This is a genomic window from Cellulomonas sp. zg-ZUI22 (assembly GCF_017353535.1).
In the GTDB taxonomy this organism is placed as follows: Bacteria; Actinomycetota; Actinomycetes; order Actinomycetales; family Cellulomonadaceae; genus Cellulomonas; species Cellulomonas wangleii.
This window is the reverse complement of record NZ_JAFMUZ010000002.1, coordinates 337,200-359,750: the sequence shown is the minus strand read 5'-3', so window position 1 is coordinate 359,750 and position 22,551 is coordinate 337,200. Positions and strand designations below refer to the sequence as shown.

The window sequence follows — 22,551 nt, the reverse complement described above, 5'->3', positions numbered from 1 at the left end:
GAACACGATCTGCTGACGGCAGAACGGCCGGGAGGGCACCCGGTCACAGGTCGTGCTCGGCGAGCTCCCGGAACTCGTCCGGCACCGTGCGCACGCGCGGCATCGCGGCGGGCAGGTACCCCACGGCGCGGGTGCCGAACCGGGCGCGCACCGCGTCGACGGACCGGTCGACGGCCCACCGCGCGGCGCCGTGCTCCGACCCCGGTCGTCGCGGGTCGTCGGCCTCCAGCGGCAGCTCGAGCTGCAGCGCCGACTGCGGGACGAGCCCGGACACCGAGACCGCGAGCAGCGTCACCTCGGGCTCGGGCTGCGGCTGCTCGCGGATCGCCTGCCACACGAGCTGCTCGGCGACCTCGGTGAGGGTCAGGGTCGCCGCCACCGGCCCGGGCAGCGTGGACGACCGCGTGACCGACCGCATGCCGGGGAACCGCACCCGCACGGTCACGGTGCGCCCGGCACGGTCCTTGGCCCGCAGGCGGCCGGCGACGCGGTCGGCGAGCTGGGTGAGCACCTCGCGCACCAGCTCGCGCGTCACGGGCTGCCGGCCGAGCGCGGACTGCGCCCCGACGGACCGCGCCCGCCCCGCACCGGCGACCCGGCGCGGGTCCTCGTTGTGCGCGAGTGCCGACATCCGTGCACCGACCGCGTGCCCCAGCACCTGCTCGACGGCGCTCGACGGCGTGCGGGCCAGCTCCCCGATCGTCGTGATGCCGCGCTCGGCGAGCCGGGCGCGGGCGACCGGTCCGACACCCCACAGGAGCCCGACCGGCAGCGGGTCGAGGAACTCGCGCTCCCGCTCGGGGTCGACGACCACCAGGCCGTCCGGCTTGGCCACCTGGGAGGCGATCTTGGCCAGGTGCTTGGTGCGTGCGGCGCCCACCGAGATCGGCAGACCGACCTCCTCGCGGACCCGCCGCCGCAGGAGCTGCGCGATCCGCTCGGGCGGGCCGAACAGGTGCGTCGACCCGGAGACGTCGAGGAAGGCCTCGTCGATCGAGATCCGCTCCACGGCCGGGGTGACGTCGCCCAGGATGTCCATGACGCGGTCCGCGAGTGGCTGGTACTCCCGGAACCGACCGGGGACGAACTGCAGCGCGGGACACAGCCGCGCGGCACGCCAGCCCGGCATTCCCCCGGCCACGCCGTACGCCTTCGCCTCGTACGACGCGGCGAGCACCACGCCCCCGCGCGCGCTGCCGCCCACCGCGATCGGACGCCCGCGCAGGCGGGGGTCCAGCAGCTGCTCGACCGACGCGTAGAACGCGTCGAGGTCGGCGTGCAGGATCGTGGGGCCCGCCATGGCAGCAGCATAGTCGAACACGTGTTCGAGCGTGGTGCCGGCCACGGACCACCGGACCCCGGCGGATCCGCCCGCCATCGGACGGGCACCGGACGCGCCACGCGGCGGGCCGGAGCACCGGCCCGCCGCGTCAGGCGCGTGAGCGCGAGGTCAGGCGGCCTCGCACGTGACGGTGGCACCCGCCCCGCTGCCCGTGCCCTGGAACCCGAACGTCGTGCTCTGGCCCGCGGCGACCGCGCCGTTCCACGGCGCGTTGGAGACCGTCACCGCACCGCCCGAGCCGCTCGCCACACCGTTCCAGCTGGTCGACACGCCACCACCGGGCAGCGTGACCCGTACCCGCCAGCCGGTCAGCGAGGACCGCGCCGTGACCGTGACGTCGGCCACGAAGCCCTCGCCCCACTGGTTCACGACCCGGTAGGCGGCGGTGCAGGCGGACGTGCCGCCGCCGTCCGTCGGGGGCGGCGTGGGCGTGAGGGACGGCGTCGGGGTGGGTGTCGGCGTCACGGTCGGCGTCGGCGTCACGCTGGGCGTGGGCGTGGGCGTGGGCGTGGGCGTCGGCGTCGGGTCGGCCCCCAGCGTCAGGTTCTTCTGCTGGACCGACCAGCCCGAGGTGCACAGGCCGCAGTTCTGGCCCACGAAGGCCTGCCCGGCCTGCCGGTCACCCTTGAGCTGCCAACGGAACCACAGCTGCGCCGCGCGACCGAACTGGCCGCCGTTGGTCTCGTGGTACGTGCCGCCGTGCCCCACGTCGAGGTTGCCCATGAACGCGGGCAGCCCGGCGGGCAGCTTGCCCCAGTCGTCCATCGCGTTGGGGTACGCGATGTCGCTCTGCCCACCGATGATGTACGCGATCGGGTGGTCGAGGCGTCGCAGCTGGTAGTCGTCGGCGTCGTTGAGCAGCCCGCTGCTGAAGATGCCGGTGGTGCGCACACGCGGGTCGTTCGACACGGCGTAGGCCTCGATGCCGCCGCACGAGAACCCGGCGGCACCGACGTTGTCCGGGTCGATCCGCCCGTACAGCGGGCTGCCCTGCCGGGAGTTCTCGGCGGTGGCCCAGTCCATCGCCTGCGTCAGCCAGCTCGCGTTGGAGCTGCCGCCGCCTCCGGGTCGGCCGTTGGAGATCACGAGGAACCCGTGCGAGGCGATCTCCCGCAGGAAGTTCTGGGCGGACGTCCCGTCGGCCGAGCACGCCCCGTTCGCCCAGACCACGACGGGCATGCGCTCCGCGGGCAGGTTCACCGGGCGGTACACCGTGTGGTTGGGCAGCGCGCTCGTCGTCGAGTAGTCGGCGGGGTACGGGCCGGACCCGCCCGGTGCGGCCGCGGCGGGCGTCAGCACGGCCGTGCCGACGAGAGCCCCGGCGGCCAGTGCTGCGGCCAGGACGGGGCGGGCGAACGTTCGTCGTCTCATGGGGACCTCCGATGGGGGCGACGTCCGCCACGGGCCCGGTGGCCTCGGCGGGCGGCGGTACCCGCGACCGGGCGGCGCCGCTGGCGAACCGGTCGAGCAGATGCACACTCACCGTCGCTGCAGTCACGACAAATGTCCAGGAACTGCCCGGACCACCTGGGGCTCCGAAACGTTTCCGCCACCCGACCGTGCGACCCCCGGGCAGTCCGACGTCCTCCCGGTCAGCGGGACGCGCGGCGCGGCGGGTCCCGCGGGTCGTCCGCCGCGACGTAGTGCGTGACCCACCGAGGGGCGTCCGGCCACGTGGGCGACATCACGTCCACGAGCCGCTCGTGCGCGAGGGGTCCCAGCGCGGTGTGCGCCTCGAGGAACGTCGCGCGCGCCTGCTCCCGCGGCCAACCGGACGGAAGGAGGTGCGGGGGGAGTTCGGGGTCCACCGCGGCGAAGCGTCGCCACCCGTCCATCAGGGTCGCGCGCGCCACCAGCGCGCGCGCCGGACCGACGCGCCGCGCCCGGACGTCCCGCAGCAGCGGCTCGTGCCGTTCGACGAAGTCCCGGTACGCGCGCTCCAGCGCGTCCAGGTCGTACGCCGCGGCCGGTCCACCCGGGCCGGCCTCGTCCTCGAAGCGGGTGCGCATGACCGACCAGCGCGCGCCGGGCACGCCGCCCAGCAGCTGCGTGAGCCTGTCGCGGACCGGCACCGGGTCGTCGCCCGGGCTGATCCACACGCTGTCGTACAGCCGCACGAAGCCGAGGGAGCCGAGGGCCTTGCGCAGCGCGTGCCGCTGCGGCTGCAACGACTCCGGCAACGAGAACGAGACGGTGAGCCACTGCCCGTCCCACGCCCGCGGAACACCACCGAAGGCGAGGAACCGGTGCATGGTCTCGCGGTGCCGCGCGACCGCCTGCGGCGCCACGTGGTACAGCGGCGTCCGGCCGTTGGCGCGCACGCCGATCAGGCCGCGCCGGACCAGCCGTGACAGCGCCGCCCGGGCGCTCGCGGCGCTGATGCCGAACTCCCTGAGCACGGCGACGACCGTCGCGGACGGCAGCGCCGCGTCGGCGGAGTCGAGGTGCTCCCCCAGGACGGTGGTCAGCAGGTGCTGCGGGCTGGGGCCACGCTGCAGCCGGGGCGCGGCGACGTCGACCCCGTGCGGTTCCACGGCGTCACGGTAGCCCGCTCAGCGCACGGCGTCCGGCTCCGCGCTCGGCGTCGAGAGGGCCGCACCCGCACGCCCGCCGGGCTCGACGGAGCGGTCGGGGCCACCGTCCTCCTCGTCGTCGTCGGCCGTCACGTCCTCGTCCATGGGCGGGTCGAGCGTGCGCAGCCGGGAGAAGACCGCCCAGGCCACGGCGACCAGCGGGACCGAGATCACCGCACCGAGGATGCCGGCGGTCAGCGTCCCCGCGGTGACGGACAGCGCCACGACGACGGGGTGCAACGACACCTGCTTGCCCATGATGAGCGGCTGCAGGATGTGCCCCTCGAGCTGCCCGATGAGGGCGATCCCGACGCCCACCCCGAGCGCCGACCACAGGCCGTTGGCCGCGAGCGCCACGATCATCGCGACGACCATCGCCGCCGGTGCGCCGATCAGCGGGATGAACGCACCGATGAGCACCAGCACGGCGAGCGGTGCGGCGAGCGGCACCCGCAGGGCCGTGAGCAGGACGAAGGCGAGGAGACCGTCCGTGATCGCGATGATGACGGTGCCTCGCGTGTACCCGGAGAACGTGTACCAGCCGGCGTCACCGGCTGTCTGCCAGGTCGGGCGGTTGCGGGCCGGGAGCTGGTTGAGGAACCACGTCCACATCTGGGCGCCGCGGGCGAGGAAGAAGACGGTGCAGAACACCGCGAGCGCGAGCGCGGTGAAGCCCTCCACGACGGACCCCGCGCTCGCCGCCACCTCCCCGACCAGGTCACCCGCGTGGTCCTGGATCCACTTCACCCCGTTCTCGATCCACGCGGCGATCTGCTCGCTGGTGATCGTGAACGGCAGCGTCCCGCTCTCGAGGAAGTCGGTGATCTGCTTGATGCCGGTGGCGAACTGCTTGCTCAGGTCGTTCCACTGCGTGGCGATCGAGTAGCCGACGTACGTGAGCATGCCGAGGAAGAACAGCGTCCCGCCCAGCAGCGACAGGGCGGTGGCCAGGCCCCGGGGCATCACGCGCGACATGAGCTCGACCAGCGGGCGCAGGACGGCAGTGAAGACCAGCGCCAGGAAGACCGCGATGAACAGCAACGTCACGCGGGACGTCGCGAAGAAGACGACGACCACGGCGGCGAGGACCACGAGCAGGCGCCAGGAGACACCCGCCGACCGCCGCAGCCACCGGGGCGCCGTGTCGTCGCGACCCGCGACCGCGGGGTTGCGGCGACCGCCGGCGACCTTGCGGGTGGCGGGGCCGGCGGCACCTGCGGTCGACCGGACGTCCGACCCCTCGATCATGCCGACCTCCGCTCCGCCGTGGCGCTGACACGAGCAGTCTGCCCCTCGCGCACGGCTCCTGCGCGGTGACCCACCGGCGAGCCGAGCGAACCCGCCGATGCGGGAACCACGACCCCACCGTGGTATGTTCTCTGCCGCGCCGAGGGGCCGGAAACGGCTCCCCGACGTCCACCCGTCCGGGTGGCGGAATGGCAGACGCGCTAGCTTGAGGTGCTAGTGCCCGAAAGGGCGTGGGGGTTCAAGTCCCCCTCCGGACACTCGTTGAGACAGCGACGACGAAGGCCCCGATCCTGGTGATCGGGGCCTTCGTCGTTCGTGCGGCGAGCCGGTCGGCGCCCGGCTCGGGTGTGCCGGGCGCCGCGCGAGGGACGCGCCGGTACCGGGCACGACGCCGCGCACCACGGCGGTGGCCGTGCTCCGCCCGCTCGCCGTGCGCACCCCGACGCCGCGCGGGCGGGAGGACGCCGCCGCACCACCTACGCTGTCCCGCGATGATCACTCGTGCCGAAGGGGCGTACCTGGGAGCCGTCCGGGCGTTCCAGAACCCCATGCTCGACCTGCTGCACAAGCGGCACGCTCCCCTGGTCGTCTCGCTGCTGTCGCTCGTGTTCACGGCCGAGCGGCCCGCCGTGCCGGTCGCCGACGTGCACACGGAGGTCGCCGACGCGCTGGACCAGCTGCGCGCCGCCGGCCACGGCGACGCCCTGCCGGTCGGCTCGGCGCGCGACCTGTGCCGGCAGTGGGCGGACGCGGGCTGGCTCGTGCGCCAGGTGCTCGACGACGACGTCGAGGTGTACCGGCTGTCGGCGCACGCGGTCGGGGCCCTCGAGGTCGCGGGGCGTGCCGGCGGTGCACGCGCCCGGGTGTCGCAGTCGCGCGTGCGCACGCTGCTCGAGGCCGTCGAGCGGCTCGCGCTCGACGCCGACCCGGACGTCATGGTCCGCATCGCCCGCCTCGACACCGAGGTGAGGCGGCTTCAGGCCGAGATCGCGCGCCTCGAGCGCACGGGCGAGGTCGACGAGGTCGACGACGAGGAGCTGCTCGAGGAGGCCGAGAACGTCGTGCACCTCGTGCGCGAGCTGCCCGCGGACTTCGCACGCGTCGCGGAGTCGATCAAGGCGATGCAGCGCGACGTGGTCACCGCCCTGCGCCAGGACCAGCGCCCGACCGGTGACGTGCTGCGCGAGTACCTGCAGCGCGGCGAGCAGGTGATGGACTCGACCCCCGAGGGGCGTGCGTTCGCCGGTGCGCTGCGGCTGCTGGGCGACCCGCAGCGGCTCGACGAGCTGTCGGTGCAGCTCGACACGGTGCTGCGCCACCGGTTCGCCGCCCGGCTACCCTCGGCGCAGCGCGCCGAGCTGCGCGAGATCGTGCGGCGCATCGAGCAAGGGCTCGACCAGGTCTTCGCCGCCCAGCGCGAGGCGTCGTACGTGATCACGGCGCAGGTGCGCAACCACGACCCGCTGCGCGACCGGCAGGTCGACGACCTGCTGCGCGACGTCATGACGGGGATGGCGGCGTGGCTCCCGGACTCGCGCCGCGGGCAGGCCGTGACACCGCTGCGCCGGCTACCGGTCGCGGACGTCGAGCACCTGCGCCAGACGCCCGGCGACCTGCGCCCGCCGCGCGCGCCCGACGCGCTGACCGACTGGGACGACGGGCCGGACGTCTCCGACACCGACGCCCGCGCCTGGGGCGGGCCGCACTACGCGGACCTCGAGGCGCACCTGAGCGCGTTCGGCGTCGACGCGTCCGAGGTGGACCTGGCGGCGGCGTTCCGTGCCGCCCCGCAGGAGCTGCGCCGGCCGGTGGACCTGCTGGGCCTGCTGGAGCTCGCGCACCAGCGCGGCATGACCGAGAGCGACGAGGTCGCGTTCGTCGACGCGGTGCGACCGGACGGCACGCGCCGCCGGTTCGCCTTCGGTGCGACGACGACCAGGACGAGGGACGAGGACCGATGACGGACACCGTCGTGCACGACGACGTGGAGGCGGGCGGGTTCATCGCGCCCGTCGCGATGGAGGACGACCCGGCCGAGCTGTTCGCCGGGGACACCGGGACGCTCGATGCCGACGTGCGCCGGGTCCTCGTGCGGCTGCTGCAGCGACGGTTCCTGCTGGCCGAGCGCAACCCCGCGCAGTGGCGCACCCTGCTGGAGAACCAGCAGGTCGTCGAGTCGCGCCTGCACGACCTGTTCGTCCACCTCGTCGTCGACCACGACCGCGGCATCGCGTACAAGCGGCAGGTGCGCTCGGCCGAGCTCGACGTGCCCGTGCTGCTGCGCGACGAGCCGTACACGCGCGCCGAGACCCTCGTCCTCGTCCACCTGCGCACGGTGTTCCAGCGGGAGCGCGGCGCCGGGGAGACCTCCGCCCGCGTGGACGTCGAGGAGCTCGAGGCCACCGCACTGACGTACTTCGACCCGGACGACACCAACGTCGCGGCGCACCAGCGTGAGATCCGCACGGCGGTCGCGCGGCTGGCCAAGGACGGCGTGATCGACGAGGAGTCCGAGGGCCGGTACCGCGTGACTCCCCTGGTCGAGGTCGTGCTCAGCAACGAGCGGCTCGCCGAGCTGCGCGAGTGGCTGCGGACGCGCGACTCGGACGACGCGGCGGACGGCGGCGCCCCGGGCGGCGACGAGCCCGGCGCCCCCGCCCTGCAGTCCGACGTCCCCGAGGGCGGCGACAGCGACGTCGAGGACGCCGGGACGGACGGGGAGACCGAGTCCGCAGGGACGGCGGAGCAGGACGGCCGCACCGACCCGACGACCGCCGGCGAGGCGCCCGAGCCGCCGGGCGAGGCGGTCCCGGGCAGCCCGGTCGAGGAGATCCCCGGCCAGGGGACGATCGACGAGGCACTGGCGGACCAGGCGTCCGACGACGACGAGGAGACGGCACCGTGACGATGGTCGACTCGCTGTTCGGGCTGATCCCCGCGGCGTCGACGGGTCAGCAGTGGGTGGCGCTGGACCTGCAGCTGGTCAACTGGGGCGGCTACGACGGGCACCACCGGGTGCGCCTGGCGTCAACCGCGACGCTGCTGTCCGGCGGGTCGGGGTCCGGCAAGTCCACGCTGATGGACGCGTACATCGCGCTGCTCATGCCGCACACCACGCCCTTCAACGGCGCGTCCAACGGCGGGGTCGTGGGCCGTCCGCGCGGCAAGGACCAGCGCAACATCCTGTCCTACGCGCGCGGCAAGCTCGACGAGTCCCGCACCGAGGAGGGCACCCGCCAGCGGGTGCTGCGCGGCGACGGCAAGGACACGTGGTCGGCGATCGCGATGACGTGGGCCGACCAGTCGGGCACCCGCTTCACCGCGGTGCGCGGGTGGTACGTGCCGTCGTCGGCGCGCACGCTCGAGGACGTCGCGGCCGTGCGGGCGACGTGCGAGACGGAGTTCGACCTACGGGCGCTCGAGCCGGCAGCGGCACAGCGCCTGACGCGCTCCGCGGTGGCCGCCGCGGGCCTCACCTGCTTCGACACCGACCGCGAGTTCACCGCGCGGCTGCACTCGACGCTCGGCATCGGCGCCGCGGGCGACGGCGGCAAGGCCGTGGCCCTGCTGGGGCGCATCCAGGCCGGGCAGCAGATCACGACCGTCGACGCGCTGTACAAGGCGATGGTGCTCGAGGAGCCCGACACGTTCGCCACGGCCGACGCGGTCGTCGAGCAGTTCGACAAGCTCACGGGCACGCGCGAGCAGATGATCACGGCGCGGCAGCAGGTCAAGGCGCTCGACCCGATCCGGGAGCACCGTGCGGCGATCGAGCAGGCCGCGGCCCGGCTGCGCGTCGTCGACGCCGTCGGCGGGTTCGACGACGGCACCTCACCGGCCGCGCTGTGGCGCCACGAGCGGCGCCTGGGACTGCTGCGGGACGTCGAGACGGACCTGCAGGGCCGGCACCGCGAGGCCCAGCGCCTGGCCGCGGAGACCTCCGCCCGCATCGCCGCCGCCCGCACGGAGCTCGACGGCGTCAAGCAGACGCTGTGGGCGTCCGGGGGCGACCGGCTCGCCACCGCGCAGCGGGAGCTGCGCGGTGTCGCGACCCGGCTGGACGAGGTCACCCGGGCTCGCGCCCGGCTCGAGGAGGTCCTCACCTCGACGCTCGGCACGTCGGTCACGACGCTCGAGGAGTTCACCGACCTCGTCGCCCGTGCGCGGCACGCGCTCGCCGACTCCGACGCCAAGGCCGGCGCCCGGCAGGCGCTGTTCGACGCGATGTCCGAGCGCAAGGAGGCGTCGGCCGACCTGGCCGTCCTGCGCCGTGACCACGACGACGCGCGGCACCGCCACGACAACATCCCGGGCGACCTGCACGCGACGCGCGCGGCACTGGCTCAGGCAGCGGGCCTCGCACCCGAGGACCTGCCGTTCGTCGCCGAGCTGGTCGAGGTCCGCACCGAGCACGAGCCGTGGCGTGACGCGTTCAACCTCGCGCTCGGCGGGTTCGCGACGCTCCTGCTGATCGACATCGCCCACCTGCAGGCGTTCCGGCGTGCCATCGACACGGTCCGCACGGGCCGGCGCATCCGCTTCGAGGGCGTCCCCACGGACCTGCGCGACGACGTCGGCATGGACGGCCGCACGCTGCCCGGCCGGCTGGACTACCGGCAGAGCCCGTTCACGGGCTGGCTGAAGGGTGAGCTCGCGTCACGGTTCGCGTACGTCTGCGTGGACACCCCCGGGGAGCTCGCGCAGCACGAGAAGGCGCTGACGCGCGGCGGCCAGGTCTCCGAGGGGCGTCGCGGCGCGCACGGCGGGCAGGGCGCCCGCAACGTGCTCGGCTTCACGAACACGCGCCGCCTGAGCGACCTGGAGCGGCAGGTCGAGGCCGCCGAGGCGCGGCTCACGTCCGCGGAGGCCCGCGTCGAGGAGGCGGAGGCCGCCTGGGACCGGCACGACGCGACGCTGCGCGCGTACACCGCCGTGGTCGAGCTCACGTGGGACCAGGTCGACGTCGCGGGCGTCGAGGCCGAGCGCGACCGCTGGCAGTTCGTCGTCGACGAGGTCACGTCCGGCAACCCCGACGTGGTGCGCCTGCAGCAACGGGCCGTCGAGCTCGAGGTGCTCATCCAGGACCTCACCGAGCAGCTCGGGCGCACCAAGGGCGCCGCGGGCGACCTCGGGGAACGCTGGTCGGCGACGACCGACGCGGTCGACGTCGCCCAGGGCGCGCTGGACGCCGCGCACGACGCGGGGACCCAGCTCGACCCGGAGCAGCGGGCGTACCTCGAGCACGTGCTGGGCGGCACCGCCGCGGACCTGCCGAGCGGCACCGCCGCGGACCTGCCGGGCGGCACCGCCGCGGACCTGCCGGGCGACGACGCGCGCACCGACCCGTCGGCAGCGCTCGACGCGTTCGACGCCGTCGTGTCGCGCGCCGCCGACCTGCTGCGCGCCGACCGGCAGGCCGCGCAGCAGACCGTCGCCACCGCGCGCGACGCCCTGCGCCGCACGTTCGAGACGTTCGTCGAGCGCTGGCCCGACCCGAACCTCGGCACCGACCCCGACGCCTCGTACGGCGACTACGACCGGATCCTCACCGAGCTGCAGGCCCAGGGCCTGCACGAGCTCGAGGCCGAGTGGCGCAAGAGCCTGCTGCGGCTGTCCGGCAACGACCTGGCCGACCTGCACAGCGCGCTGTCGCGCTCGGTGCGCGAGATCAAGGAGCGCATCCGCCCGGTCAACGACATCCTCGCGGACCTGCCGTTCGCGGACGACGACCACCGCCTGCGCATCGACGCCCGCGACACCCAGTCGACCGTCGTCGCCCGGTTCCGCAAGGAGCTGCGCGACCTGCGCGAGGTGCTCTCGACCGAGGCGACGGACGCCGAGCGCGAGCGCCGGTACCACCGGATGGCGAAGGTCATCGACCGCATCCGGCGCACCTCCCCCGACTTCGCCGACCTCGTGGACGTGCGCCGGCACGTGCGGCTGTCGGCCGAGAAGGTCGACCTCGACGGGAACCACGTCGCGCTGTACGACCACATCGGCGAGAAGTCCGGCGGGGAGTCGCAGGAGCTCGTGGCGTTCATCGTCGGCGCGGCGCTGCGCTACCAGCTCGGCGACGCGGGTGCCGCGCGCCCCCGGTACGCGCCGGTGTTCCTCGACGAGGCCCTCATCAAGGCCGACGCCCGGTTCACCGGACGCGCCATCGGCGCGTGGCGCGGGCTGGGCTTCCAGCTGATCATCGGCGCGCCGAACGACAAGTTCAGCGCGCTGGAGCCGCACGTGGACCTCAAGTACGTCGTGCTCAAGGACGCCACGGGCCGGTCGCGGACCAAGCCGGTGGCAGGGCTCCCGGCGGACGGGCCGGCCGAGTGACCGGCGACGGCGACGACCTCGCCGCGCTGCAGCGGCGCGCCGTCGCGGTGCGTGAGCTCTACGCGCGGGCAGAGGCCGCGCGGTACGGGCGGACGTGGACGACCGAGGAGATCATGCTCGGCTTCGTCGGCGACGTCGGTGACCTGGCCAAGCTCGTGCAGGGCAAGGCGGGCGTACGCCCCCGCGCCGACCTCGACGACGCCCTCGCGCACGAGCTCGCCGACTGCCTGTGGTCGGTCCTCGTGCTCGCCGACGCGTACGGGGTCGACCTGTCCGCGGCGTTCAGCAGGACGATGGACGAGCTGACCGCACACCTCACCCCCGACGAGGACCGCCCCGGCTCCTGACGACGCGACGGCATACTCGCGGCCATGGCGACGGCAGCGCGAGACGCCTACCGCGCCGGGGCGGACACGGCCGTGGACCTCGTGACGAGCCACGCGGTGGCCCGCGCGTGGCACGACCCGTCCGTGCTCGGCGGCATGAGCGTCGGAGAGCTCCCGGCGCACCTGTCGCGCAGCGTGTGCTCCAGGTCGAGCGCAGGGCGTCGAAGGGCGCACCACCGAGGTGGCCGCCGCGCTCGACCGCCTGCGCGCCCGGCTCCCGCAGGAGCCCACCGACCGCCGTGCGCCACCAAGGCCACCCGCTGCTGTTCGACGAGTACCTCCGCACGCGGTGCGTCGAGCTGGCCGTGCACACGAGGACCTTGCCCTCAGCCTCGGCAGCGACGTGCGCGCACCAGCCGTCACCACGCCGGTCAAATCGCTAACCAGCAGCTAAACTCACCAATTGATGGCATCTTCTGTAGCGATTGGTGAGACCTGGTGACAGCGTGAAGTCGTTCGAGGACCTCGACTCCCTGATCGGGTCCGTCCCGTTCGACGTCGTCGCGGACCTCCGCGTCGTGGACACGGTGCGCGGCAGCGCGGCGTTGCTCCCGGACGTCCTGCCCGGCCTCCTGTCGAGCCTGGCCGACCGTGCACGCCCCGCGAGCATCGAGTCGTCGGCAGCCCTCGACGGGGTCGTCGTCCCGCGGCGACGCGCAGCGGACATCGTCGCTGGTGAGGCCGATCGGTTGCGGGGACGCGAGGAGCAGACGCTCGCCGGGTGCCGCGACGCCTTCGATCACGTCGCCCAGGAGGACCGGGGGCCCCTGGACGTCGACCTGGTCCTGGACGTCCACCGGCTGCTGCTCGCACACACCCCGACACCGGGCGGACGGCTCCGGCGGGTCGAGAGCGTCGTCCTGGACCGCGACCCGCGTGCCGCGCGGGTCAAGCGCTTCACACCCGTCGCGGTGGCCGACGTCCCCCACCACCTCGACGAGCTGATCGCGCGCTACCGCGGTGCGCTCGCCACCGACCGCCATCATCCCGTCCTGCTCACCGGCCTGTTCGTGCTCGACCTCGTGGCGATCCGCCCCTTCACCACCGCCAACGGCCGGCTCGCGCGTGCCCTGACGCCGGGCCTGCTGCACGATGCCGGGTACGACGTCGCGCGGTACGTGTCGCTCGACGCGGCCATCGCGCGGTCAGCCGAGGCGCACGCCGCCGCACTGCTCGACTCGACCGCGGACTGGCAGGGCGCCCGGCACGATCCGTGGCCGTGGCTGCACTCCCTGGTCCGGGCACTGGCGGACTGCTCCGAGCAGCTCTCCTCCCTCGTCGCCACGGCACGTAGCGGCCGGAGCAAGCAGGAGCGCGTCCGCACCTACGTGCTGCATCACGCAGGGCGCTCGTTCCGCATGAGCGATGCCCGGACCGCGCTGCCCGGGGTCTCCGACCAGACGATCCGGCTCGTCCTCGGCGAGCTGAGGAACGACGGACTGGTCGAGGTGGACGGTGTGGGCCGCAGCGCGACGTGGAGCACGGTGCGCACGCGGTAGCGCGCAGCGCAGACCTCGAGCCCTGTCGCGACGAATGCGCCCGCGGCGACCACGGCGATGAGACCCAGCGTGATCCACGCCCACGGGCGGGTTCGGGTCCGCGGAGGGAGCGGGGCGACCACCGGCTCGTACCTGCGGGTGGGACACGAGGTGCGCGCTTCCGCTTCGGAGTGCTCCGCGCACGGCGGCACCGCGCGGATGCTCGAGGCACGAAGTCGCCAGCGCGGAGCCGTGGACGAGGTTCGGCAGTGCGTCGACACTGTCCGCATGCTCGTGCTGCCGACGCCCGCCCCGACGTTCGGTGGCGTCCGCCTGCGGGCGTTCGGACCCCGCGACGTCGGGATGGTCCAGGACCTCTCCACGGACCCGTACACGCCCCTGACCGGCACGCTGGTGGCCGATGCCACGGCCGCGCAGGCCCAGGAGTGGATCGACCGGCAGCACGAACGCCTGGTCACGGGTGCCGGGTACTCGTTCTGCGTCGCCGACGCCGCCGACGACCGCGCCCTCGGGCAGGTCGGGCTGTGGCTCGCCGACATCGAGCACGGGCGCGCGACCGCCGGGTACGGCGTCGCACCGACCGAACGCGGCCGAGGCGTCGCGGCGCGTGCTCTGACGGCGGTCACCGCGTTCGCGTGGACCATCCCCGAGCTGCACCGCATCGAGCTCCTCATCGAGCCGTGGAACGTGGCGTCCACCCGCACCGCCGAGAACGCCGGCTACGAACGCGAAGGGCTGCTGCGCAGCCGGCAGGTGATCGGCGGGCGACGGGTGGACATGCTGCTGTACTCCGCGATCCGACCATCGATCGCCACCATGCGGATGCTGCGTGCGCGTCAGCAGCAGGGTCGCCCGGCTCCGGACACACTCGCCCGCAAGCACCGACCGTGAGGGACATCCGCCCTCACTGAGGCGACCAGTTGTCGACCCACCCGGTCGGGCACGTTCAGCCGAGCGAGTCCTGGACCCTGGTCAGCTGGACCAGCAGAGCCGGGATCACGTCATGCGCCGTCGAGACGAGAACGTCGGTGTCGGTCGACCAGTACCCGTGCACGATCCGGTTGCGCAGTCCCGCGGCGCGGCGCCACGGCACATCTGGATGCCGTTCCCGCGTCTCCTGGGAGACCTGCTTCGCCGCCTCTCCGAGGACGGTGAAGTTCCACAGCAGCGCCTCACGCACCGTCGCGTCCTGGTCGACGGCGTGCGCGTCACGGTCGGCGCTCAACGTGACGATGCGTGTCGCGGCGTCGATCATCTCGGCGACGAACAGCACGTCAGGCCGCATAGAGCGCCCGAGCCTCTGTCTCGATTCGCTCACGCAGCAGCGGGTGCACCGCCCTGCGTGAGACGAGGTCCACCGGACGTCCGAGGATCTCCGACATCTCCTCCGCGGCATCGATGATCTCCCAGGTCACATGCCGCCCGGGGAGCAGGTCGTAGAGCACGTCGATGTCGGAGTCCGCGCGCTCCTCGCCACGAGCTACCGACCCGAAGACGTCGAGCCTGGCGAACCCGAATCTCGCGCACAGGTCGACCAGCGCGCGGTACTGGCGCTCGTCGACGTGGATCATGGCGACAGGCTAGTCGTCAGCCAGCCGCGGCGGCAGGTCCGTGCACGCAACCCCACCGAGCCCGCCAAGGCGATCAGTTGCAGATACACCCTCGCGGCCTGCGTCGCCGGCGTCTGATACCGCGGCTGATACCTTGGCCGTATGGCAATGACTCTTCGACTCGACACGGCCGAGACAGAGGCCCTGAGGCGCCGCGCGGAGGTCGAGCACCGTTCGATGCAGGACGTAGCCCGTCAAGCCGTTCGCGACTACATCGAGCGCACCTCACGAGAGGACCTCGTCAACGCCGTGATGGACAGCGAGCTCCCCCGTTACGCAGAGGCGCTCGAGCGACTCGGTCGATGATCTACCTCACCGCCGAAGAGCTGCTCGTCGTCGCGCGGCGCGTCGTCGGCGATCTGGTCGTGCGTGACATCGGCCTCGTGGAGTCGGCAGCCGCACGACCACGGACTCAGATCGGCGGGACCGACGCCTACCCCGACCTCCTCGCCAAGGCCGCAGCGCTCCTTCATTCACTGACCCGAAACCACGCACTTCTGGACGGGAACAAGAGGCTGGCACTCGCAGGCACGATCGTGTTCCTCGGCGTCAACGGCACACGACTCGTCGCCACGAACGACGACGCCTACGACCTCATCATGGATGTCGCTGCCGGCCGGGTGGACGACGTCGAGAGCATCCGCGAGCGCCTCGCACACCTCACCGAAGCCTGGTGAGCGCAGCAGCACCGACTCTGCCAAGGCGATACCGGTGTGTCCCGCGGGCAGGGCTGCTCGCTCGACAGCACCCTGAGCCCCGGACGCGGTCGCGAATGGGGCAGCTGTCCGACCCGCAGCCGGTCCAGCGCGCAGAGGTCGTCGCATGCTTGCCCACGGAGCACGTCGCAAAGCTCACTTGTCGAGGTGGACAACGAGCTGATCGTGCTCCACAGCGCCTTTCGCCACGGTGTCCCGGAGGGTCGATGAGGCACGCGCTGGAGAACCACGTCGACCTGTTCGACGTGGGCGACGGGATGACGATGGTCATCGGTCCGGACCACAGCGGTGGTCTCTCATCGAGGTCGGTGTCGTCGAGCGGTACGGCGACCTCCACGTGGTGCACGCGATGCCCGCTCGCTCGACGTTCCTGAGGTGATGCCCATGCCCCGCTCCTTGGAGGAGATCCTGGCTCAGGCCGACGACCTGGCCGACACGTTCGAGGCGTACGAGCCGCGCCCGGAGGACCGGGACACCGTCTCGCCGGTCACGCAGATGCGGCTCGCTGCGCTCAAGCGCGCAGCTGCCGAGCGTGAGATCGCGGAGGCCGTCGCCGCGGCGCGGGAGTCGCACACCCCGTGGGAGGTCATCGGCGCCGCAGTCGGCACGAGCGGCGAGGCCGCACGGCAACGGTACGGACGGAAGCACGCCTCCTGACAGGATCCGCTCGACGCTGACTGGATCAGCTCGACGCAGGGCGGTCACCGGCCGCAGGCGCGGTCCTACTGGAAGTCCCGCGACCTGCTCCGCACCTTCAACGACAACGGACTGAGGTGCTCCGCGACGAGGTTGGTCGCCCCGTCCGCCTTCTCCAGCCGCCCCCGCACGACCATCGCCTTCGCCGTCCGGGCCGTCCGCCGGAACCTCTGCCACAGCCCGGCGGAGCACACGATGTTGAGCAGCCCGGTCTCGTCCTCCAGGGACAGGAAGGTCACTCCCCCGGCTGTGCCCGGGCGTTGGCGGTGCGTGACGACGCCGGCGACGGCGATGCGGCGGCCCTCCTCGGTGCGGAACGCCTGCTCGACGCGCAGCACACCGGCCTCGTCCAGACCCTCGCGGACGAACTGCGTCGGGTAGGAGTCGACCGACACCCCCGTCGCCCACACGTCGGCGGTCGCGACCTCGACGTCCGACAGCCCCGGCAGCGTCGGGGCCTTCACACCGACGGCCACCCCGGGCAGCGTGTCCGGTCCCTCCTGCGCGAGCGCACCCGCTGCCCACAGCCCCGCCCGCCGGTCCACCCCGAGGGAGTCCAGCGCACCGGCCGTCGCGAGCGCCTCGAGCTGCGCGGTGGTGAGCTGCACACGCTGCACCAGGTCGTGCAGGTCGGCGAACGGGCCGCGCGCGGTGCGCGCGTCGACGAGGGCACGCGCGACGTCCTCGCCGATGGTCCGCACCTGCGTCAGCCCCTGCCGCACCGCCAGCGAGCGCACCGACCCCTCGCCAGTGCGCACCCCCACGGGCCGGGTCGGACCGGTGCCGCTGGGCTGCGCCACCAGGCGCGGCTCACCGCCGGGCGGTGTCGTGCCCACCCGCTCGACGACCGCCAGCACGTCGGACGCCTGCACGTCCGGACGCAGCACGTCGATGCCGTGCCGTCGCGCGTCGGCAGCGAGCGACTGCGGCGAGTAGAAGCCCATGGGCTGCGCCGCGAGCAGGCCGGCGTAGAACGCGGCCGGGTGGTGCACCTTGAGCCACGAGCTCGCGTACACGAGGAACGCGAACGAGTACGCGTGCGACTCGGGGAACCCGAAGTCCGCGAACGCCTTGAGCTTGTCGAAGATCTCCTCGCGCACCTTCGGCCCGATGCCCTTGGCCGCCATGCCGTCCATGAGCCGCGCCCGCATCGCCTCCATGCGCTCGACGGACCGCTTCGACCCCATGGCGCGGCGCAGCTGGTCGGCCTCGGCGGGCGTGAAGTCCGCGACGTCGATGGCCATCTGCATGAGCTGCTCCTGGAACAGCGGCACACCGAGGGTCTTGCTCAGCGACTTCTCCAGCGACGGGTGCAGGTACGTGACCTTCTGCCGGCCCTGGGCGCGCTCGATGTACGGGTGCACCGACCCGCCCTGGATCGGCCCGGGCCGGATGAGCGCGACCTCCACCACGATGTCGTAGAACTTCTGCGGCCGCAGCCGCGGCAGCGTCCCCATCTGCGCACGGGACTCCACCTGGAACACGCCCACGGTGTCGGCGGCGGACAGCAGCTCGTACACCGCCGGGTCCTCGTGCGGCAGCCCGTGCAGGTCGAGCACGACGCCCTCGTGCTTCTCGACCTCGGTGAACGCCAGCCGCAGCGCGGTGAGCATGCCCAGGCCCAGCAGGTCGAACTTCACCAGGCCGGCGTCGGCGCAGTCCTCCTTGTCCCACTGCAGGACCGTGCGGCCCTCCATGCGCGCCCACTCCACCGGGCACACCTCGATGACCGGCCGGTCGCACATCACCATGCCGCCGGAGTGGATGCCCAGGTGCCGCGGCAGCCGCAGGAACCGCTCGGCCAGGTCGATGACGTGCTCGGGGATGTCCTCGGTGTCCGCCGCGGCCGGCGGCAGGTGCGCCGGGACGACGTCGTGGTTGTCAGCGGTCGGACGCCCCGGCGTCTCCGGCGCCACCGGCCCGGAGCGCGTCAGGTGCCACCACGGGCTGGGCTTCTCCTGCCCGCGCAGGCTCCCCCACCGCTCGATCGACGAGCTCCACGCGTCCTGCTGCCCCGCGTCGTACCCCAGCGCCCGGGCAGCGTCGCGCACCGCCGAGCGCGGCCGGTAGGAGATGACGTTGGCGACCTGCGCGGCGTGCGTGCGCCCGTGCATGGCGTAGACGTGCTGGATGACCTCCTCACGGCGCGCGGACTCGATGTCGACGTCGATGTCCGGCGGGCCGTCGCGCTCCGGGGCGAGGAACCGCTCGAACAGCAGGCCGTGCTTCACGGGGTCGACCGCGGTGACGCGCAGCACGTAGCAGACCGCGGAGTTGGCCGCCGAGCCGCGCCCCTGCGCCATGATCCCGTTGCGACGGCAGAAGTCGACCAGCTCGTAGACCACGAGGAAGTAGCCGCAGAACCCGAGGTCCTCGATGACGCGCAGCTCGTGCTGCAGCTGCGCGTACGCACCGGGCACGCGCTCAGCCTCCGGCGGCCCGTACAGCTCGAGCGCACCGCGACGCACGAGCTCGCGCAACCACGTCGCCTCGGTGTGCCCGTCCGGCACGGGGTACGGCGGCAGGCTCGGGGCGACGAGCGACAGGTCGAACGCGCACTCCGCGGCCAGGTCCGCGGCCGTGCTCACGGCGCTGGGGTGCCGGCGGTGCAGGTAGAGCATCTCGGTCGCCGAACGCAGGTGGGCGACGGGAGCGCCGGGCAGCCACCCGTCGAGGTCGTCGAGGGAGGACCGCGCGCGCACGGCCGCCAGCGCCTGCGCCAGGTCCGCGTCGCGCTCGGTGGCGTAGTGGACGTTGCCGGTCGCGACCAGCGGCAGGTTCGCCTCGCTCGCCAGGGCGGCGAGCGCGTCCGCGCGGTCGGTGTCGTACGCGTCACCGTGCACCGTGGTCTCGACGGCCACGTTGTCGCGCCCGAACAGCGCGACGAGCCGGTCGAGCTCGCGGCGCGCGGACTCCAGCCCGCCGGGAGCCACCCCGAGCACGCCCGACGGGTCACCGCCCGCGAGCGCGCGCCGCACCGCGCCCTTGCGGCACCCGGTCAGCACGAGCCACTGCCCGGCAGCCGCCTGCGCCAGCTCCTCCAGGTGGTACTCCGCGGCGCCCTTGCGGCCGGTGCGCAGGTGCCCCTCGGCGATCGCGCGCGACAGCGCCCGGTACCCGTCGGGCCCGCGCGCGAGCACCAGCAGGTGGCTCGCGCGGGGGTCGGGGACGCCGGTCGGCGCGTCGAGCACGGGCGGCCCCGGCGTCGGGCGCTTCTCGCGCGGGTGCCGGCGGGGATCGGGCGCGGGAAGGTGCAGCTCGGCGCCGAACACCGTGGGCAGCCCGACGGCTCGCGCCGCCTGCGCGAACCGCACGACGCCGTACAGGCCGTCGTGGTCGGTCAGCGCCAAGGCGCTCTGCCCCAGCCGGGCGGCCTCGGCGGCGAGCTCCTCGGGCTGGCTGGCACCGTCGAGGAAGCTGAAGGCGGAGTGCGCGTGCAGCTCGGCGTACCGCGGGGGCCAGTCCGTGCGGGCCTCGTGCACGCCCCGCCCCCGGACGCGGCGCTCAGTCATAGTCGGCCTCGCAGGTCCAGACCCCGTCGGTGTGCGTGAGCAGCACGGCTCCCCCGTCGTCGAACGCGACCTGCAGGTGGCCGCGGACCTGCGGTGCGGCGCCGGGGTGCGTCCACCAGCGGTCGGACAGCAGCCACGGCCCGGCCCACCCGGCGACGGCCCGCGCCCGGTCGCCGCCGTCGACGTCGGACCACACCGCGCGCACGGTGGTGGGCCGCCCGCTCAACCGGCCGCGTCGGTCGATCCGCACGGGTGCGCCGTCGACGTCCCGCACCTCGACGCGCACGGGGTCGACCAGCACGGTCGCCGGCGCCGGGTCCGGCAGCCTGCCCGGCCAGGGGCGGTCGAGCGGCCGCGGTGGGTCGCTCTGCTCGCCCCAGGGCCGCACGTGCACCTGGTCGCGCACGTCACGCCCGCCCTGCAGGGTCACGGTGAGGACCCCCTGCCCGCCGACGATGCTCTGCGCACGCTCCAGCGCCCGGTGCGCGCGCAGGTCACCGCCCGACGGGCCGCCCCACAGCTGCGTGGCCTCGGCCCCCGCGGGCGCGACGTCGAGCGCCGTGAGCGTGAGGCGGACCAGCGCGACGGGGGCGACGTCGTCCTCGTCGCCGGGCGCCCGCACGTCGACCGGCCGGCGCCCGGACCCGACGCCCCGCTCCTGCTCCCACACCTCGCGCCGCCGGTCCCGCGCCGTGGCGACCGCCGACGCGGTGAGCCACCCGTCGAGCTGCCAGCGGATCCGGTCGGTGATGCGGGCGGCGGCGAGCGCACCCCACCCGCCCAGGTCGGTGCGCCACGTGCGGACCAGCTCGGTGCCGTCGTCGGTGCGTGCCGCGACCTGCAGCCGCCCGCACGTCACGGACCGCGCGACGAGGTCGGCGTGCAGCTCCTCTGCCAGGCGCCGCCCGGCGAACGTCGCGGTGTCGACGCGGTCGACCGGCGGGTCGAGGTCGACGCTCACCTCCAGGTCCGCCTCGGGGCGACGCCGCGCGGGCGGCCGCTCGTCCAGGCCGCGGGCGAGCGTGCGCGCCCACGTGCCGAGGCGCCCGAACCGCGCGTGCACGTCCGGTGCCGGCAGCGCCGCGAACGCGCCCAGCGTGCGCAGGCCGAGGCGGTGCAGCAGGTCGACCAGCCGCATCACCTCGGCGGCCTGCTCGGGCGTGGTGGTCGCGTGCACGAGCTCGGTGACGCCGTGCGGTGCGAGGAACACCGCCGACACCCCGGGCTCGACGACGGCCCCGGTGCGCGCGGCCAGCACGGCGGCGAGCAGCCCGTCGGCCGTCCCGACGCCGCACTCGTGGCCCGTGGCGCGGGCGACCGCGTCGACGATCCGCTCCGCGAGCGCCTCCTCCGACCCGTGGTACCGCGACGCACCGCCGGCGGGCAGCAGGAGCAGGCCGGGACGCGCGACCTCGACGCCGGCGACGACCGTCTCGGTCGCCGCGGCGACCGGCTCGAACAGCCGCACGTCGCGCGCGTCGTCCGCGGGCAGCAGCACCAGCTCGGGGCTCACGCCCTGCGCCTGGCGTCGTCGCATCCCCCGCCGCACGCCGTCGGCGCGGGCGAGCGCCGACACGGCGGTGACCCGTCGCCCGTCGTGCACGGCGGCAGGCAGGTCGAGGGGGACCTCGTCGGCGGTCATCGCCGCGACCACGGGCCAGTCGGGCACCCACACGACCGTCGTCCGCGTGCTCATCCGACCAGCCGCAACCCGCCGGCCGTCCGGGGACGGCGGCGCTCGGGACCCGGGGGCACGTGCTCACCGGGCGGGGCGAACGGCAGCACGACGTCGGCCGACGTCGGGACGGCGGCGCTGCCGCGGCCGGTGCGGCGCACCTGCACCTCGCAGGTGCGCAGCCGCCCGTCCCCGTCGCCGACGCCCGACCAGCGGACCGGTCCGGCGTCGAGCACGACGGCGGCACCGGGCCACGGCACGGTCGTCACCAGCGCGGCCCCACGCTCACGTGCACGTGCGGACAGGCGGCGACGGTCGGCCTCGGCGAGCGGGGCGTCCGGCCCGACGAGCACGACGTCGATCCCGTCGACCAGCGCGGCCAGCACGAGGGCGGCGTCGGCCCCGGGGTCCGGGACGAGCGCGAACCGCGCGAGGTCGAGCCCCGCCTGCGCGGCTGCCAGCAGGCCGAGCCGCGGCTGCCCGACGGCCACGGCCCACGCCCCCGACGCGCACGCGTGCGCGAGCACGCCGAGGGCCAGCGACGTGGACCCGAGCACCGAGGTGGTCGCACCGCGGCGCAGGCCGTCGGGCAGCAGGTCGGCCAACGCCGGCGGCACGGGCAGCGGCGGACGCTCGCTGGTGAGCAGCGACGTGCGCCGGTGACCGGGCTCGGGCACCGGCTCGTCGTGCCGCTGGGCGACCGACGAGGTGACGGACGAAGCGACCGGTGCCGCCGCGTGCACCGTCGCCGGACCGCCGGGCACGCTGTCGCGTCGGACGTCGTGCACCGCACCGGGCGAGGCGTCCTGCGCCCCGCCCGCCACCACCCCGGGGGCGCCGGTCAGCACCGTGCGCGCACCGGTGCGCCGCTCCGCGGCCACCAGCGCGGCGCGCGCGCGGGCCGCGCGCTCCACGGTGCTCGTCCCTGCCACGTCAGCTCCCTCGTGCGATCCGCCGCCGCGCC

16 protein-coding genes, 1 tRNA gene and 1 pseudogene are annotated in these 22,551 nt (G+C 74.3%); 9 read left to right on the top strand and 9 right to left on the bottom strand.

Features of this window, described 5'->3' with window-relative positions; genetic code table 11:
* Positions 1 to 43 precede the first annotated feature (43 nt).
* The 4 genes from dinB to J1G43_RS09360 form a co-directional block, all read right to left on the bottom strand.
* Positions 44 to 1,300: a DNA polymerase IV gene (gene dinB / locus J1G43_RS09375; protein ID WP_207378368.1), complete on the bottom strand. Its 1,257-nt coding sequence runs from the start codon at positions 1,298 to 1,300 to the stop codon at positions 44 to 46.
* Positions 1,301 to 1,450: 150 nt separating this feature from the next.
* Positions 1,451 to 2,713 carry a cellulose binding domain-containing protein gene (locus tag J1G43_RS09370; protein ID WP_207378367.1) on the bottom strand — a complete coding sequence of 421 codons (1,263 nt, stop codon included), beginning with the start codon at positions 2,711 to 2,713 and terminating at the stop codon, positions 1,451 to 1,453.
* Between the two features lie 221 nt (positions 2,714 to 2,934).
* On the bottom strand, positions 2,935 to 3,876 hold the full coding sequence (locus J1G43_RS09365) for a PaaX family transcriptional regulator C-terminal domain-containing protein (RefSeq protein ID WP_207378366.1): 942 nt from the start codon (positions 3,874 to 3,876) through the stop codon (positions 2,935 to 2,937).
* A gap of 18 nt (positions 3,877 to 3,894) precedes the next feature.
* Positions 3,895 to 5,163 carry an AI-2E family transporter gene (locus J1G43_RS09360; RefSeq protein ID WP_207378365.1) on the bottom strand — a complete coding sequence of 423 codons (1,269 nt, stop codon included), beginning with the start codon at positions 5,161 to 5,163 and terminating at the stop codon, positions 3,895 to 3,897.
* A 174-nt stretch (positions 5,164 to 5,337) separates the two neighbouring features.
* On the opposite strand from J1G43_RS09360, the gene J1G43_RS09355 reads away from it, so the two are divergent.
* The 7 genes and pseudogenes from J1G43_RS09355 to J1G43_RS09325 all read left to right on the top strand — a co-directional run bounded on the left by J1G43_RS09355 (position 5,338) and on the right by J1G43_RS09325 (position 14,269).
* A tRNA-Leu gene (locus tag J1G43_RS09355) sits at positions 5,338 to 5,420 on the top strand.
* Positions 5,421 to 5,654: 234 nt separating this feature from the next.
* Positions 5,655 to 7,124: a DUF3375 domain-containing protein gene (locus J1G43_RS09350; protein ID WP_207378364.1), complete on the top strand. Its 1,470-nt coding sequence runs from the start codon at positions 5,655 to 5,657 to the stop codon at positions 7,122 to 7,124.
* A pseudogene (locus J1G43_RS09345) lies at positions 7,121 to 7,816 on the top strand (DUF4194 domain-containing protein); the annotation flags it as partial. The gene J1G43_RS09350 and the pseudogene J1G43_RS09345, both read left to right, overlap by 4 nt.
* A gap of 248 nt (positions 7,817 to 8,064) precedes the next feature.
* Positions 8,065 to 11,493, top strand: coding sequence for an ATP-binding protein (locus tag J1G43_RS09340; protein ID WP_207378362.1), 3,429 nt, complete (start codon positions 8,065 to 8,067; stop codon positions 11,491 to 11,493).
* A complete protein-coding gene (locus J1G43_RS09335; RefSeq protein WP_227563154.1) occupies positions 11,490 to 11,840 on the top strand; it encodes a MazG nucleotide pyrophosphohydrolase domain-containing protein in 351 nt (116 codons plus the stop codon). The genes J1G43_RS09340 and J1G43_RS09335 overlap by 4 nt, the downstream gene beginning before the upstream one ends.
* A 485-nt stretch (positions 11,841 to 12,325) precedes the next feature.
* On the top strand, positions 12,326 to 13,378 hold the full coding sequence (locus J1G43_RS09330) for a Fic family protein (protein WP_207341200.1): 1,053 nt from the start codon (positions 12,326 to 12,328) through the stop codon (positions 13,376 to 13,378).
* A gap of 267 nt (positions 13,379 to 13,645) precedes the next feature.
* Positions 13,646 to 14,269: a GNAT family N-acetyltransferase gene (locus J1G43_RS09325; RefSeq protein WP_207341199.1), complete on the top strand. Its 624-nt coding sequence runs from the start codon at positions 13,646 to 13,648 to the stop codon at positions 14,267 to 14,269.
* Positions 14,270 to 14,324: 55 nt separating this feature from the next.
* On the opposite strand, the gene J1G43_RS09320 is transcribed toward J1G43_RS09325, so the two are convergent.
* Complete coding sequence (locus tag J1G43_RS09320; protein WP_207341198.1) at positions 14,325 to 14,663, bottom strand: DUF86 domain-containing protein; 339 nt, start codon at positions 14,661 to 14,663, stop codon at positions 14,325 to 14,327.
* Positions 14,653 to 14,949 (bottom strand): nucleotidyltransferase family protein, encoded by a 297-nt coding sequence (locus tag J1G43_RS09315; protein ID WP_207370492.1) that lies wholly within the window; start codon positions 14,947 to 14,949, stop codon positions 14,653 to 14,655. Before J1G43_RS09315 ends, J1G43_RS09320 begins: the two co-directional genes overlap by 11 nt.
* 341 nt (positions 14,950 to 15,290) lie before the next feature.
* Here J1G43_RS09315 and J1G43_RS09305 point away from each other — a divergent pair, with 341 nt between their 5' ends.
* Together J1G43_RS09305 and J1G43_RS09300 are read left to right on the top strand one after the other, a co-directional pair.
* The gene (locus J1G43_RS09305) at positions 15,291 to 15,665 is read left to right on the top strand and encodes a type II toxin-antitoxin system death-on-curing family toxin (RefSeq protein WP_207341195.1); all 375 of its coding nucleotides are present in this window, start codon (positions 15,291 to 15,293) and stop codon (positions 15,663 to 15,665) included.
* Positions 15,666 to 16,088: 423 nt separating this feature from the next.
* Complete coding sequence (locus J1G43_RS09300) at positions 16,089 to 16,361, top strand: hypothetical protein (protein WP_207378361.1); 273 nt, start codon at positions 16,089 to 16,091, stop codon at positions 16,359 to 16,361.
* A 65-nt stretch (positions 16,362 to 16,426) separates the two neighbouring features.
* On the opposite strand, the gene J1G43_RS09295 is transcribed toward J1G43_RS09300, so the two are convergent.
* The 3 genes from J1G43_RS09295 to J1G43_RS09285 are packed head-to-tail and all read right to left on the bottom strand — an operon-like array spanning position 16,427 to position 22,519.
* Positions 16,427 to 19,912, bottom strand: a complete 3,486-nt coding sequence (locus tag J1G43_RS09295; protein WP_207370494.1) for an error-prone DNA polymerase — start codon at positions 19,910 to 19,912, stop codon at positions 16,427 to 16,429.
* Positions 19,905 to 21,608 (bottom strand): DNA polymerase Y family protein, encoded by a 1,704-nt coding sequence (locus J1G43_RS09290; RefSeq protein WP_207341192.1) that lies wholly within the window; start codon positions 21,606 to 21,608, stop codon positions 19,905 to 19,907. Before J1G43_RS09290 ends, J1G43_RS09295 begins: the two co-directional genes overlap by 8 nt.
* A complete protein-coding gene (locus J1G43_RS09285; protein WP_207370495.1) occupies positions 21,605 to 22,519 on the bottom strand; it encodes a hypothetical protein in 915 nt (304 codons plus the stop codon). The genes J1G43_RS09290 and J1G43_RS09285 overlap by 4 nt, the downstream gene beginning before the upstream one ends.
* Positions 22,520 to 22,551: the final 32 nt, after the last annotated feature.

Bases quoted from the DNA above. Each gene is read 5' to 3' on its own strand.
- dinB (WP_207378368.1), bottom strand. From the start codon at position 1,300: ATGGCGGGCCCCACGATCCTGCACGCCGACCTCGACGCGTTCTACGCG.
- J1G43_RS09370 (WP_207378367.1), bottom strand. From the start codon at position 2,713: ATGAGACGACGAACGTTCGCCCGCCCCGTCCTGGCCGCAGCACTGGCC.
- J1G43_RS09360 (WP_207378365.1), bottom strand. From the start codon at position 5,163: ATGATCGAGGGGTCGGACGTCCGGTCGACCGCAGGTGCCGCCGGCCCC.
- J1G43_RS09350 (WP_207378364.1), top strand. From the start codon at position 5,655: ATGATCACTCGTGCCGAAGGGGCGTACCTGGGAGCCGTCCGGGCGTTC.
- J1G43_RS09325 (WP_207341199.1), top strand. From the start codon at position 13,646: ATGCTCGTGCTGCCGACGCCCGCCCCGACGTTCGGTGGCGTCCGCCTG.
- J1G43_RS09320 (WP_207341198.1), bottom strand. From the start codon at position 14,663: ATGCGGCCTGACGTGCTGTTCGTCGCCGAGATGATCGACGCCGCGACA.
- J1G43_RS09315 (WP_207370492.1), bottom strand. From the start codon at position 14,949: ATGATCCACGTCGACGAGCGCCAGTACCGCGCGCTGGTCGACCTGTGC.
- J1G43_RS09305 (WP_207341195.1), top strand. From the start codon at position 15,291: ATGATCTACCTCACCGCCGAAGAGCTGCTCGTCGTCGCGCGGCGCGTC.
- J1G43_RS09300 (WP_207378361.1), top strand. From the start codon at position 16,089: ATGCCCCGCTCCTTGGAGGAGATCCTGGCTCAGGCCGACGACCTGGCC.
- J1G43_RS09295 (WP_207370494.1), bottom strand. From the start codon at position 19,912: ATGACTGAGCGCCGCGTCCGGGGGCGGGGCGTGCACGAGGCCCGCACG.
- J1G43_RS09290 (WP_207341192.1), bottom strand. From the start codon at position 21,608: ATGAGCACGCGGACGACGGTCGTGTGGGTGCCCGACTGGCCCGTGGTC.